Genomic DNA, 13,708 nt, shown 5'->3' on the forward strand with positions numbered 1-13,708 from the left:
TTCCCTGACAGCCTGAAATATCCACATTAATTTTAATGTTTATAACACAGTCTCAGCGGAACAAAAATATAAGAGAATACAGCGGCGGGAGCAGCCGGAACCTGCGGGAGGCTCCGGCAGAAATGAATGATCAGCGCGGGCAGATTTCATCTTCAGTGAAGAAATAGGCAATTTCACGGGCAGCGGATTCTTCCGCATCAGAGCCGTGTACGGCATTTTCAGTGAAACTGTCGGCGTAATCTGCGCGGAGTGTACCGGCCAGGGCGTTATCCGGATTGGTGGCGCCCATCAGATCACGGTGACGCTGCACGGCATTTTCCCCTTCCAGCACCTGTACCATAATCGGGCCGGATGTCATAAATTCTACCAGACCATCAAAGAACGGGCGGCCTTTGTGCTCAGCGTAGAATCCTTCCGCCTGTTCGCGGGTCAGGTGCAGCATTTTGGCGGCGATAATACGGAAACCGGCGCTTTCAAAACGGTGGTAAATGGCCCCGATAGCATTTTTCTTTACGGCGTTTGGCTTAATGATAGAAAATGTGCGTTGTACAGACATGAATTGACCTCATTGTGCGCATGTGCGCTGTTGTCATTGTTATTTGCGGCTGACGGCAGACCGGTCCACACCTTGTGGTAAGGCGGTGATTATACGGGCTCACCTCTGTTTTTCCTACAGTTACGCAACATTTTTGCAAAGTATTCCGCATAACAGATCACAGATTTTCCGTCTGTATCACACTTTTTCCGCTGCGGTTCCCGCCGTTTCTGCTATTTCAGGGTAAAACTGACTGAACTGACCTGGCCGCTGAGATCCAGCACCGTCAGCTGATAACGCCCCGGGGTGTCCAGCGTCAGCAGCAGCGGCTCACCGGACTCAGTACTGCCCGCCTGGTCGCCGTTAAGAAACCACCACTGAGTGCCCTCTCCGCCCTGCGTCACCACCCGCAGGTCAAGGGTTTTCGCCAGCGGCAGACGGCGCAGCACATCCCCTTCGCGGATCCCGGAAATCAGCAGCGGTGCAGCCTCCACCCGCAGCGGCGGACAGGTTTTGCTGACAGGCGGCAGACGGTGGCTGCGGCGTTCACCCGGCGGCAGCCAGCTCTCCAGCGCAATCGGCCACAGCGCCACGGTTTTCTCCTGTGCATCCGGACAATCCGGTGACACCCGCTCCCCCTGCCCGTTAACCCAGATCACCGCATTGGTGCCGGACAGGCTTTCCTGCCCTGCTGACGGCAGTGTCGGCGGCACAGTATTATCCAGCACCAGCGCTATCCGCTGCTGACGGCAGTTCGGATCCTGCTTGTCCGCTGCCAGCCCTGACGGCCAGCAAATCATCTTACTGCTGACGCTGATGGGTTTCGGGTCCGGCAATTTTTTACCTCCGCGTGCCCGCAGATAACTGTCCACCTGATACAGGATCGGGATCGCGGTTGCAAACCCGGCCTGTCCGGCCACCGGTGTGCCGTCCGGACGACCGACCCACACCCCGATGGTGTAACGGTTATTCACCCCCAGCGCCCAGGCATCACGGTAGCCGTAACTGGTGCCGGTTTTCCACGCCAGCGGCACATCCTGCGCCAGCCGGTCATCCGCCAGCGGCCGTGTCTCTCCGGCCATGACCCGGCGCGTGATCCACGCCGCACCCGGGGAGATCAGCTGCCGCTCTGCCAGCGGATCTTCCGGACGAAAACGCACCGGTGCCACTTTGCCCTGACGGGCAAACGCGCTGTAGGCCGCAATCAGCTGATCCATCCGCGCCCCGGTACCGCCCAGGATCAGCGACAGATTCGGGTCACTGCCGAGCGGAAAACGCAGTTCCAGACCGACGTTACGCAGTTTGGCACTGAACCGTTTCGGACCATAAACATCCAGCAACTGAACCACCGGCAGATTCAGAGAGCGGCGCAGTGCCTCACTGACACTCACCGGCCCGCTGAACCCGGTATCAAAGTTGCCCGGGCGGTAATCATTAAAGCGGCGCGGCACATCCTGTAACAGGGATTCACTGTGGATCAGCCCCTCATCCATCGCCAGGGCATATAAAAACGGTTTCAGTGTGGAGCCCGGTGAACGCCAGGCGCTGTTCACATCCACATGCCCGAAACGGGTATCATCAGAGAAATCGATAGAGCCGACATAGCCCTTCACACTCATATCGCGGTTATCCACCACCATAATGCCGAGAGAGGTTTTTTCCGGCAGCTGATATTTGCGGTTGCGGGCCATCTCCTCCAGCTGGCGCTGAATGGCAGGATTGATGGTGGTGCGGATCACCGGGTCTTTCACCCCCTGCGCCACACGCCGTGCCAGCAGCGGCGCGGAATGCGGCACCTGGCGCGGTGCCAGCCAGATACTCTCCTGCTTTAAATCATTCACTTTTGACTGCGGCCACACCTCAAATTCGGCCAGCCGGTCAAGCACCTTATTACGGGCCGCTTCCGCGCGCTGCGGATAACGATCCGGTCGCAGACGGCTTGGTGCCTGCGGCAGGACCGCCAGCAATGCCGCTTCTCCGGCGGTCAGTTCCGACGGTGGTTTGCCGAGATACATCCAGCTCGCCGCACCAATACCCTCTACCGTGCCGCCGTACGGGGCGCGGTTAAGATACATCTCCAGAATCTCATCTTTGGAATAGTGCCACTCCAGCTGAATGGTGCGGAAAACCTGTTTCAGTTTGCCGGTCAGAGTGCGGTCATGGGGATCGAGCAGACGGGCGACCTGCATGGAGAGCGTGCTGCCGCCGGAGACAATACGTCCGGAGGTCAGATCCTGCAACGCCGCGCGGCCGATAGCCACCGGGTTGATGCCCGGGTGCTGATAGAAATAGCGATCTTCGTATGTCAGAAGCGCTTCAATAAATTCCGGTGATACATCCTTCAGTGTGACCGGGTAGCGCCACACGCCGTTACTGTCGGCGAAACGCCACAGCGGTGACCCGTCCTCAGCCGTAACCGTGCGTGCCATCACCACCTCATCCAGCGGCAAAGGCCAGATTTTATCGGCCAGCCAGAGCAGCGGCGGTGTCAGAACAATTGTTATCAGGCCGGTCAGCGCGAGACGTTTAAACCACACTTTCATGTATCAAACCGCATTATCAGAATTCTTAAGATAAAAATGCCCTTATAACAGACTATAAGGGCATAAAACATATTTTGCTGCCGCAGCCCGGAGGCTGCGGACAACAAACGGTGCTGTTAACGAACCACTTCCAGTGTCGCCGGTGTCACACCGGTGGCACGCCAGGCCGGAATATACATCGATTCCACCTGCGGTGCCGGAACACTGTATTTACCCGGTGTAACCGCGCGGGCCAGATAGACCAGCGTCACCGGACGGTACTCTTCCACCGCCACCTGGGAGACAAAGCGATCATCACGGTACTCGGTATGGCGGATATTGGCCTGCTGCATATCCCGGATAGCTTCAGCCAGATTCGGCGCGCTGTCTGCCAGACTTGCACTGGCTGCCGCCAGGTTCTGGTTTTCCAGCTCCAGACCGGCCGGTAACAGATCCACCACCAGCGCATCCGGTACGTTGCGGTCAGCCTGGATATCCAGACGGACTGCCACCAGGTCACCGCTGCTCAGGCGGTCAATACTGATCGGGTTACCGTTCAGATCCATATACGTCCGCTTGATCTTCAGCACTTCAGATGACGGGTGCGGTGCCTGTAACGGATAGCCGGTGATATTCACACGACCGAACAGCTCAGCATCCCCGCGGTTCGCGACACTGATGCCGTTGTTCAGCTGTGCCGCTGTGAGAGTCTCACGCAGCGCGCTGTCACGGCTGACTGCCGGGGCCTGTCCGTTGATCAGGGCAGACCACGGTTTTTCGCTCTGATTAATGTACTGGCGGCCTGCCAGATACAAGGCGTTGCTCTCCTGAGTGGAGAAGTAACGGTTATTCTGTATCTCCGCAGAGAGTGCCTGCAACTTGCCGTAACGCTGATCCGCATTAGAATCCGCCTCACTCAGCAGCGCAATAATCATCGCATCATCACGGATGGTGCTGCCGTAATCGCCGGTATAGACGCTGTCACGGTTCTTCATCACACCCAAACGGATGGCTTCGTTGCCGCGATCCGCATCCCCCATTTTCTTCAGGGCAATACCCAGCTGTACCAGTGCCAGTCCGCTTGCGGCATCATCACGGCGCTGATAGACCTGACGCAGTGCGCCGAGCGGTGCTTTCTGCTGCTGTGCCAGCACATAACCGGCATACGCCTGTACCGCAAAGCGCATCTGGTCGCTGTTGCCGTAATAGTTGCTGCTGATCACCGAGCGATCCTGCAGATAACGCAGCAGGCGGTTATTGGCGTTGCTCAGGGCATCCGCCGGGACATCAAACCCGCGCTGTCCGGCACGGAACAGGAAGTCTGTCGCGTATGCAGTCAGCCACGGCTCTTCCGCGCCGCTGTTATCCCACAGGGAGAAGCTGCCGTCACTGCGCTGCATGCCGAGCAGATGCGGAATACCGGTCATCACCGCCTGGCGGCGTCCGGCGTCAGTCTGGGTTTTGATGCCCAGTTTCTTCAGCTCAGCCTCAGAGGAGTACAGGGACGGATACAGCCCGCTCACCGTCTGCTCCAGACAGCCGTACGGATAGGCATAGAGTTCACGGATATAACGCGAGATATCCAGCGGCGGACGGCTGGTCAGCGTCATTTCACCGGACACAGTATTCGCATCCAGATAACCGATCTGATCTGCCGGTAACGCCCATTCTCCGCCATTGCCGAGTGACATCGAGTAAGAAACGGTTTCAGCCGGGTATGCCGGACGCACGCCGATTTTCCAGCTGTTTTTATAGGTGTTGCTGCTTTCATCAGGCAGTTTCAGCCCTTTGACCGTCATAAACACCTCGCCCTGACCAAAGCCGTTTGCCGCTTCAACCGGAACATTCACGGAGGTGCGCTGGCCTTTCGCCAGGGTGACTTCTTTCTCTGCCGCCCCTTTGAGATGCACCATGCCGTCCGCACTGAAATTCACGGTCAGATTCTGTGTTTCATCGGTCAGGTTGGTCAGATCCAGCGTCAGCTGTGAACGGTCACCACCGGCCATAAAGCGCGGCAGTGCCATCTGACTGATCACCGGTGCAGCAACAATCACTTTATTCTGCGCATGTCCGAAATCTTCGTCCGTCCAGGCCTGAGCCATCAGGCGCAGTTCACCGTTGAAATCCGGAATCGGCAGAGTAACAGTCCCTTCGCCCTGCGCATTCAGTTCCACCGGTGCCGCCTGCTGCGCGATAATCTGCACTTCGGTCAGCGGTTTCAGGCCGCCGCGATCGAGATCATCGCCGCCGTCACCACCAAACCGCAGTGTGCCGAGACGACCACTGCCCTCAATCAACTGTCCATAGACATCATACTGGTCCACGCTGTAGCGTTTGCGGCCGAAGAAGGCGTCATACGGATCCGGCGTTTTATAGTCGGTGATATTGAGCACACCGGTGTCCACGGCGGAAATCAGCACATTCACTTTTTCCGGTGCTGCTTTGCCGTCCTGTGCTTTTGCTTTGATTTTAACGGTCAGATCCTGATTCGGACGGATGCGGGCCGGCGTATCCAGTGTCACATCAATCTTACGGGCCGGATCGGCCATCGGGATATGCAGGATACCGACCGCGCGTTTGACGGTCGCCTGACGGGAGCTGTCGCCCGGGCGGACAACCACCGCAGTCGCGTACAGGTCGTGGCGTGTCCACTCTTTGTTCAGCGGGACTTCCACATCGGTGCCGCCTTCCGGCACATCCACTTCCTGCCACCACAGCGGACCGTCACTGGATTCCAGAAGCACATAGCCTTTACCGGCCTGCGGTGCAGTCACATTCAGTTTAACTTTATCACCGGCGTGATAATTTGGTTTATCCAGTTTCAGTTTCACCTGGTCCGGGCGAACCGCACCGGTACCGCCGGTGTTATCCTGCCAGGAATAGCCCGCCCAGAAACGCACACTGCTGGTCAGCCCGGTAGACGGATCCACCACTTCCAGACGGTATGCCCCCCAGGAGACCGGGACGGTCACTTTTGCGGTACCGTCTTTGGCGATACTGATTTTGTCATCAGACATCACGAGGTCTTTCTGATCATAACCGGATGACCAGCCTTCGGAGTCGGACCAGCGCCAGTAATAGTCGCGGCGCTCATAAATCAGACGCGCATTCAGATCATCCGCTTTTAACTTATTACCCTGACGGTCGGTATAGACAATTTCGAATTCAGCCAGTGAATCTTCATCCATGCTGTACTGCGACACATATTTGTCAGTGCGGTAGTCGTAAACCTCTTTTTTGGCGAAGACCGGACGAATACCGGCCATTTTCGCGGCTGGCCATACCGCGACATCCGCACGGCGGGTCACCGGACGGCCGCCGGTTTCCATCAGGCTTGCCTGGAGGATTAATTTAAACGGCGATTTCACCTCTTTCCAGTAATCATTACTGATGGTGAATGCGAGTTCACCGCTGTCATCCATGGTTTCGTCGAATTCATCCAGGGTGCGGGTCAGGTTCTCTTCCTGAATATTACCGAATTCAAAGCCCGGCAGTTTGGCGGACGCTTCGCGATCCGGACGCATAAAGAGTTGTCCGGTCAGTTGGTTACCGGCTGCCGGTGCACCATAGAGATAATGGCCTTCAATCTCAAAATCAGCGGATTGCTGTGTGGTGATCGGCTGTTTGTCGGTTTTGATTTCCATCGCCATGCGCTCAGGCATGAAATCTTCCACATTGACGCTGTAGAAGCGCGGTGTGTTATCCCCGAGGTCAAAACGCAGTGTCAGCTTACCGGTCTCGATGTTTTCCGGAATCGCATACTGGTACTGATAAAGACCGTTTTCCGGCTGCCAGACGAAGGTGGAAGCCACCTGACCGTCATTTTTCAGCACATCCACTTTGACAGGCTGATCTTTAACCGGATGGCCATCGCCGTCGCGCAGCAGGCCGTTAATTACCAGAGTTTCCCCCGGACGGTACAGGTCACGCGGACCAAAAACGAAGAATTGTTTTGCATAGCCCTGCGGACCGGCGATATCAAACTCTGCCAGGTCAAGCGCCGGGTTTTTCAGGTCGATCATACTGGTCTGGCCGTTATTAATCGCCAGTAACAGCGCGGCATCCGCCCCGCGATCCAGTTTTGCATGACCGCTGCTGTCGGTTTCTGCTTTGCCCAGAAGCTGACCTTTGCTGTCGAGCAGACGGATTTCCACACCTTTCAGTGCGCTGCCTTTGGCCAGCGACTGAGTAAATACATCCAGCTCATTAAGATAGCTGTGCATGGAAACGCCGATATCACTCAGGGTAAAGAGTGTGGCAGGCATGGTGTAGCTGTAACGCCCGGCCTGCTGCATGACCGCCAGATACACGCCCTCTTCCTGTAACGGCTTGATATCCTTCAGCGGGATCTGCATATTTTCGCGGGTGTTTTTCTGCGGATTGAGCTCAAAACGCCCGGTATAGACCAGATCAGTGTTATTCAGCAGATCATCCGAATTCCAGTACTGGAGATTGTTACCGTACTGCCAGCTTGCCAGGAAAGAAGCCAGAGAATCCGGTTTGATGCGGTAAAAATTGACATCAATACTGTCCACGTTCAGCGCGAATACCGGCAGTCCCTGCAGGACATCTGCCGGGAACAGCGAGCCGCGGCTGGCAAAACCGACACTCGGTACCACATCCGCAGTGGTCAGTTTTAAATCGTAACCGTTAACCAGTGTGCGCTCATTGATACCGCGCACGCCGCGATCGATACTCAGCTGCAATTCCCGTGACGGCGGCAGATGGCGCATCCGCAGCTCCATCAGGTTATCCGACAGCTCCCAGGCACCTTCCAGCTTACCGTTTTTCACGTCCACCAGACGGGCAAACTGACTGAAATCCTGGTTCGGATCCAGCGGAACGGAGAAGGTCACCACCATCGCATTTGCGCCGTCGAGCTGGATCTCAGAAGCGTCAATGATAGTCACATCTTTTCCGGCGTAGCGCTTACTCAGCTCTGCCAGTGATGCGGCATCCTGTGTTTTTTTCGCAGACGGAGAGGAAGCAGATGAAGAAGACGAGTTTTCTTTATTATTGGCCGGCGCGCTGTCATTGCTGCCCGCCGCCGTGGTTTTACTGCCGGTGTCATCACAACCCATGAGCGCCAGCGCTGATGCAAGAAGCACTGCAATGCAGCGTTTTTTGCCGGGACCCTGTCCTGCAATCGGAGAACGCATAATCAATCCTTTCTGGTGAGCCCGGAAAACGGGCACTTGTTCGGTATTATTTCACGAAGTGTAAACAAAGCCTAAACAAGCGTATAGTGCATTATTCTGAATATATGCACTACACATATTCACCATCCGGATAAATTATTGTTACGCTTCTGTTACAGGAATGGCGTTACGCAGCCAGCCACCGAGACGGCGCTGATAGAATGCCTGAGTGTGCTGTGTCAGGAAGTGCGTCAGCCCGTCATTTTCATCCGGATTTAACAGACAAAAATCAATATGCTCCCCGTCAGCGAGGTGCTCCATCGCAGCCTCAGCCGCCTGGCGGATCACAGTATCCGCTTCCTGCTCTTCACTCAGCTCCAGCACAATCAGCAGCACCGGTTCATCCGGGACAGTATTGTTTTTTTCGGCTGCCATTACCCAAAATGCACGGCGCACCGGTTTGTGCTGTTTAAACACGCCGGTCAGCGCATCCAGCACTGCGTCCGGTTTGTTTTCCGGTACGCTGAGCAGCAATGCGCTGCCCTGTTCAATCATCACTTCCTGCACCGGGAGTGTATCCGCCATTACAGAACTCCTTATTTCAGCATCTGTCTTCGTAAATATCACAGAAAAACGGCCACATGTTATGTGACCGTTTTACAGCAGAATCAGCAGGGCAATGCCCGGTTACTGTCCGGCTTTTTTCAGCAGCAGTGCCGCCACAGTGCGCACACCGTACCCGGTTGCACCCGCAGACCATAAGTCTGACGGCGCTTTGCGATAAGTGGCTGCACAGTCGATATGCAGCCAGTTCTTGCGGTAATCTTCCACAAAGTAAGACAGGAATGCCGCTGCGGTACTTGCCCCGGCAGTATTCGGTGCCCCGGTGTTGCTCAGATCCGCAAAGGAGGACGGCATCTGACGGCGGTGGAATTCTGCCAGCGGCAGACGCCAGAACATCTCTTTTTCCTGATCAGCGGCTGACATCAGTTCATTGTACAGCGCGTCATCGAAACTCATCACCGCGTGATAGTCGTTACCGACCGCAGTTTTCGCCGCCCCGGTCAGGGTCGCTGCATCGATGATAAATCCGGCGTTATCTTTGTCCGCTTCAATCAGACCATCCGCCAGTACCAGACGCCCTTCCGCATCAGTATTCATGATTTCAACGGATTTACCGTTGCTGTAACGGATAATATCACCCAGTTTGAAGGCATTACCGCTCACCAGGTTATCCGCGATGCACAGATACAGTTTGACACGCTTTTGCAGGCCGCGGCTGATAGCCATTGCCAGTGCGCCGGTCAGGGTGGCTGCGCCGCCCATATCGGATTTCATGGAGTCCATGGAGGAAGACGGTTTCAGGCTGTAGCCGCCGGAGTCAAAGGTGATCCCTTTGCCGACCAGGCTGGCGAACACCGGTGCATTTTCCTGTTTGCCCGGATTGTAATCCAGCGCCAGCAGTACCGGCGGACGTACAGAACCACGGCCGACCGTATGGATCCCCATATAGCCCTGCTCGCGTAAATCTTCCCCTTTGATGATACGGTAACCGACAGAATTGCAGGAAATGCCGCACAGCAGATCAACCGCACGCTGTGCCAGTTGTTCCGGGCTCAGTTCTTCCGCCGGGGTATTAATGATATCGCGTACCCAGTCGATGATACGGATACGGTGTTCCAGTTCGGTTTTATCCGCTTCCGGTAATTCCGGCCATTCAATCGAGCGTGCGCCTTTCGGGCCACGGAAGCCCTGCCAGAATGCCCAGCTGGTTTCCAGATCCCAGTTGCTGCCGCTCAGCACCACATTGCGGATGCCCTGACCGTCGATTTTGCGGCCCGCGCTCTGTACAGCGCACAGCATCCCTTTACGGCTTAAATGAACAGTCATTCCTTTGTCAGTCGCGCTGACCAGGGCTTTCTCTCCCCACGCCGGAGAAGCAGGTTCATACGATAAGGTTACAGGCATGATGAGTTGCGTCATTTCGTTCTCTCTTTTGACTTTTAGACTGCCGTAACAGTCAGATTTTTTTGAGGAATGCACGGCGTGCCGGTCTGCACAGGAGGCGGTAACAGCATACGCGCATCAGAGACCGCACGCTAACACAATTGTGCGGCCTGATGCGCGTAACAAAAGACATCATTCAAATTCGTCGAGCCAGACTAACAAAATTGCTTCTAATACTTTTTCGTTAGATTTTTCAGGGGCATCGTCAAATTCGTCCAGTTCGCAGATCCACTGGTGCATATCGGTGAAACGCACGGTTTTCGGATCTGTGTCCGGGTACAGATCATACAGAGCTTCGCCGATTTCACGGCTGTCCTGCCATTTCAGTCCCATTTCAGGCTCCTTTATCAGTGCTCACGCGCGTGGTTGATGGTGTATTTCGGAATTTCCACCACCAGGTCTTCATCCGCGACTTTCGCCTGGCAGCTCAGACGGCTTTCCGGCTCAAGTCCCCATGCTTTGTCCAGCATGTCATCTTCCAGCTCACTGCTCTCTCCGAGGGAGTCAAACCCTTCACGGACGATACAGTGACAGGTTGTGCAGGCACATGATTTCTCACAGGCATGTTCAATTTCGATACCGTTACGCAGGGCAACATCCAGAATTGACTCACCTTCATTTGCGTCGTATACCGCACCTTCAGGGCATAATGACTCATGCGGTAAAAAAACAATCTTAGGCATAATCTTCCCGTTATATCTCATCCACAGAGTGGCCCGCGAGTGCCTTGCGGACAGAATTGTCCATCCGGCGCGCCGCGAATACCTGTGTTTGCTTGTCCAGTTGTTTAATTGCGTTTTCAATGGCGGCTGGGGAGTCGCCTTCAACGCTCTCAATAAGCACACCGACTGCCGCATCAATAGCAGCATTTTCGTCGTCGCTCAGTAAATTGCCATCCTCTGAAAGCGCCTGAGTCAGGCTCTCCAGCAGGCGGGCAGCTTCCACTTTTTGTTCCGCCAGACGGCGGGTGGATAAATCGTTTTCTGCGTTTTCGAGTGAATCTTTGATCATCCCGGCGATATCGGTATCGCTCAGGCCGTAAGACGGTTTGATCTGGACTGAGGCCTGCACACCGGTGGATTTCTCCAGTGCACTGACACTCAGCAGCCCGTCCGCATCCACCTGGAAGGTGACACGGATATGGGCGTTACCGGCAGCCATCGGCGGGATACCGCGCAGGGTGAAACGTGCCAGGGAGCGGCAGTCGCTGACCATTTCCCGCTCGCCCTGCAGCACATGAATAGTCATGGCGGTCTGACCGTCTTTAAAGGTGGTAAATTCCTGGGCACGGGCTGCCGGAATGGTGGTGTTGCGCGGAATGACTTTTTCCACCAGGCCGCCCATGGTTTCCAGCCCCAGCGAGAGCGGGATCACATCCAGCAGCAGCATGTCGCTGTCCGGTTTGTTACCGGCCAGGATATCTGCCTGAATCGCGGCACCGATAGCAACCACTTTATCCGGGTCAATCGAAGTCAGCGGCTCTTTGCTGAAAAATTCACCGACCAGCTCACGCACCAGCGGCACGCGGGTTGATCCGCCGACCATCACCACTTCGCGGACTTCATCCTGATCCGTTCCCGCATCTTTCAGGGCACGGCGGCAGGTCATCAGGGTTTTTCTGACCAGCGGACGAATGAGTTCCTCAAAGGTCTCACGGGTCAGCACACCCTGCCAGCCATCCAGGGAGATGGTGGTTTGTGCGGCATCAGACAGTGCAATTTTGGCTTCCGCCGCCGCATTTAATACTTCACGGTGCTGCGAATGCCCCTGTGACTGAATGCCGCGCTGTTCATAAATCCAGTCAGCAATCAGGTTATCGAAATCATCACCACCAAGCGCGGTATCACCGCCGGTGGCCAGTACTTCAAACACACCACGGCTCAGACGCAGCACAGAGATATCAAACGTACCGCCGCCGAGGTCATAAACCGCAATCACCCCTTCCTGACCGGAATCCAGCCCGTAGGCGATTGCTGCTGCCGTCGGCTCATTCAGCAGACGTAACACATGTAACCCGGCAAGGCGGGCTGCATCTTTGGTGCCCTGACGCTGCGCGTCATCGAAATAGGCGGGAACGGTGATCACCACGCCATCCAGCTCACCGCCGAGGGTTTCCTGCGCGCGCTGTGCCAGCACGGACAGAATATCCGCCGAGACACGGACAGGATCCGTCAGCCCGGCAGCAGTGCGGATGATTGGCAGGCCGTTTTCGCCCGCCTGTAACTGATACGGCAGATCAGGATAGCGCTCAGTGATGTCGGTCAGCGAGCGCCCCATCATGCGTTTGACAGAGATAATGGTATTCTGAGGATCGGCAGCCGCATTTGCACGGGCATCCCAGCCGACCAGGCGGTTATCCGCGCTGTACTGCACGACAGAAGGCAGTAAATAACGCCCTTCGTGATCGGGCAGCACGTCGGTTTCACCACTGCGCACAGTGGCGACCAGTGAATGGGTGGTGCCTAAATCGATACCCGCGGCAAGGCGGCGCTGATGCGGGGCGGGAGCCTGTCCCGGTTCGCTGATTTGTAACAGTGCCATATTTTTCCCCTAGAAACTGTCGAGCAAACGTTCTTCAAGATTTTCAATTTGTTGCGTCAGTTTACTCAAAAATCGTAATTTACGCACGCTGTCCGCAGCAGCGGTCCAGTCTTCGTCATCCAGCTGACGAATCATCTCTGCCATCCGGGTTTTTGTCATTTTAGTGATAGTGGCAGCAAAACCGGCCAGTGCATCACTGTCCTGTTTCTGTTCGATAATATCGAGGGCTTCGCGCAGCTCCAGCTGCTCCATCAGAAATGCGGTGTCATGCATTGTGTGCTGTTCATTATTGATATCAATATCATGTAACAGCAGCATGTATTCCGCACGTTTCAGGGGATGTTTCAGGGACTGGTAGGCGTCATTGATGGTCGCGGCCATCGTCAGTGCCTGCGCTTGTTCTTTCGCATCACCGGCGGCAAATCTGTCCGGGTGATACTGGCGCTGCAAATCCTGATAACGACCGGCAAGTGCCTGTGTGTCAAGGTCATAACGCACAGGCAGGCTGAACAGGGAAAAATAGTTCATCGTGTTCTCTTCGCGGATAAATGGATCAGTTAAACGTGAAAACTCTCGCCGCAGCCACATTCGCTGTTGACGTTCGGGTTATTGAATTTAAACCCTTCGTTTAACCCTTCCTTCACGAAATCCACTTCCGTGCCGTCAAGATACACAATACTTTTTCCGTCGATGATCACTTTTACGCCGTGATCTTCAAAGACGACATCATCTTCATTAATGACATCGGCAAATTCAAGTACGTAAGCCATACCAGAGCAACCGGAGGTTCTCACGCCTAACCGCAGACCTACTCCTTTACCGCGGTTTGCCAGAAAACTGGTGACCCGGTTTGCCGCACTTTCTGTAAGAGAAACGGACATTACACACCTCGCTCTATAAACCAGTATGGCGGATGACCGATGGGATCAGTATCCGCCATTATTTTATTGTTTTACCTGCTGCAC

Annotated in this window: 10 protein-coding genes; all 10 read right to left on the reverse strand. The window is 55.4% G+C overall.

All coding sequences use genetic code 11. The features are described 5' to 3' along the window. Nucleotides 1–130 precede the first annotated feature (130 nt). A complete protein-coding gene (gene ndk, locus ACSBQN_RS09470) occupies nt 131–556 on the reverse strand; it encodes a nucleoside-diphosphate kinase (protein WP_004236924.1) in 426 nt (141 codons plus the stop codon). A gap of 212 nt (nt 557–768) precedes the next feature. Beyond that, nucleotides 769–3,078, reverse strand: coding sequence for a peptidoglycan glycosyltransferase PbpC (pbpC, locus tag ACSBQN_RS09475; protein WP_004236925.1), 2,310 nt, complete (start codon nt 3,076–3,078; stop codon nt 769–771). A gap of 116 nt (nt 3,079–3,194) precedes the next feature. Beyond that, complete coding sequence (locus ACSBQN_RS09480; RefSeq protein ID WP_354632838.1) at nt 3,195–8,216, reverse strand: alpha-2-macroglobulin; 5,022 nt, start codon at nt 8,214–8,216, stop codon at nt 3,195–3,197. Nucleotides 8,217–8,357: 141 nt separating this feature from the next. Then, entirely contained in the window at nt 8,358–8,780 is a 423-nt protein-coding gene (locus ACSBQN_RS09485; protein WP_024473935.1) for an enhanced serine sensitivity protein SseB C-terminal domain-containing protein, read from the reverse strand. Between the two features lie 102 nt (nt 8,781–8,882). Continuing rightward, nucleotides 8,883–10,178 (reverse strand): aminopeptidase PepB, encoded by a 1,296-nt coding sequence (gene pepB, locus ACSBQN_RS09490; protein WP_354632839.1) that lies wholly within the window; start codon nt 10,176–10,178, stop codon nt 8,883–8,885. Nucleotides 10,179–10,334: 156 nt separating this feature from the next. After that, a complete protein-coding gene (gene iscX, locus ACSBQN_RS09495; RefSeq protein WP_024473937.1) occupies nt 10,335–10,535 on the reverse strand; it encodes a Fe-S cluster assembly protein IscX in 201 nt (66 codons plus the stop codon). A 14-nt stretch (nt 10,536–10,549) separates the two neighbouring features. Then, nucleotides 10,550–10,885 carry an ISC system 2Fe-2S type ferredoxin gene (fdx, locus tag ACSBQN_RS09500; protein WP_004236932.1) on the reverse strand — a complete coding sequence of 112 codons (336 nt, stop codon included), beginning with the start codon at nt 10,883–10,885 and terminating at the stop codon, nt 10,550–10,552. Nucleotides 10,886–10,895: 10 nt separating this feature from the next. After that, the gene (hscA, locus tag ACSBQN_RS09505; protein ID WP_024473938.1) at nt 10,896–12,743 is read right to left on the reverse strand and encodes a Fe-S protein assembly chaperone HscA; all 1,848 of its coding nucleotides are present in this window, start codon (nt 12,741–12,743) and stop codon (nt 10,896–10,898) included. A gap of 9 nt (nt 12,744–12,752) precedes the next feature. Further along, nucleotides 12,753–13,271: a co-chaperone HscB gene (hscB, locus tag ACSBQN_RS09510; protein WP_024473939.1), complete on the reverse strand. Its 519-nt coding sequence runs from the start codon at nt 13,269–13,271 to the stop codon at nt 12,753–12,755. Nucleotides 13,272–13,300: 29 nt separating this feature from the next. Further along, nucleotides 13,301–13,624, reverse strand: a complete 324-nt coding sequence (iscA, locus tag ACSBQN_RS09515; protein ID WP_004236935.1) for an iron-sulfur cluster assembly protein IscA — start codon at nt 13,622–13,624, stop codon at nt 13,301–13,303. Nucleotides 13,625–13,708 lie beyond the last annotated feature (84 nt).

Origin of the sequence: Morganella sp. B601 (genome assembly GCF_051172335.1) — a bacterium.
GTDB classification, from domain to species: Bacteria; Pseudomonadota; Gammaproteobacteria; order Enterobacterales; family Enterobacteriaceae; genus Morganella; species Morganella morganii.

Bases quoted from the DNA above. Each gene is read 5' to 3' on its own strand.
- iscX (WP_024473937.1), bottom strand. From the start codon at position 10,535: ATGGGACTGAAATGGCAGGACAGCCGTGAAATCGGCGAAGCTCTGTAT.
- pbpC (WP_004236925.1), bottom strand. From the start codon at position 3,078: ATGAAAGTGTGGTTTAAACGTCTCGCGCTGACCGGCCTGATAACAATT.
- ACSBQN_RS09480 (WP_354632838.1), bottom strand. From the start codon at position 8,216: ATGCGTTCTCCGATTGCAGGACAGGGTCCCGGCAAAAAACGCTGCATT.
- hscB (WP_024473939.1), bottom strand. From the start codon at position 13,271: ATGAACTATTTTTCCCTGTTCAGCCTGCCTGTGCGTTATGACCTTGAC.
- hscA (WP_024473938.1), bottom strand. From the start codon at position 12,743: ATGGCACTGTTACAAATCAGCGAACCGGGACAGGCTCCCGCCCCGCAT.
- ndk (WP_004236924.1), bottom strand. From the start codon at position 556: ATGTCTGTACAACGCACATTTTCTATCATTAAGCCAAACGCCGTAAAG.
- pepB (WP_354632839.1), bottom strand. From the start codon at position 10,178: ATGACGCAACTCATCATGCCTGTAACCTTATCGTATGAACCTGCTTCT.
- iscA (WP_004236935.1), bottom strand. From the start codon at position 13,624: ATGTCCGTTTCTCTTACAGAAAGTGCGGCAAACCGGGTCACCAGTTTT.
- fdx (WP_004236932.1), bottom strand. From the start codon at position 10,885: ATGCCTAAGATTGTTTTTTTACCGCATGAGTCATTATGCCCTGAAGGT.
- ACSBQN_RS09485 (WP_024473935.1), bottom strand. From the start codon at position 8,780: ATGGCGGATACACTCCCGGTGCAGGAAGTGATGATTGAACAGGGCAGC.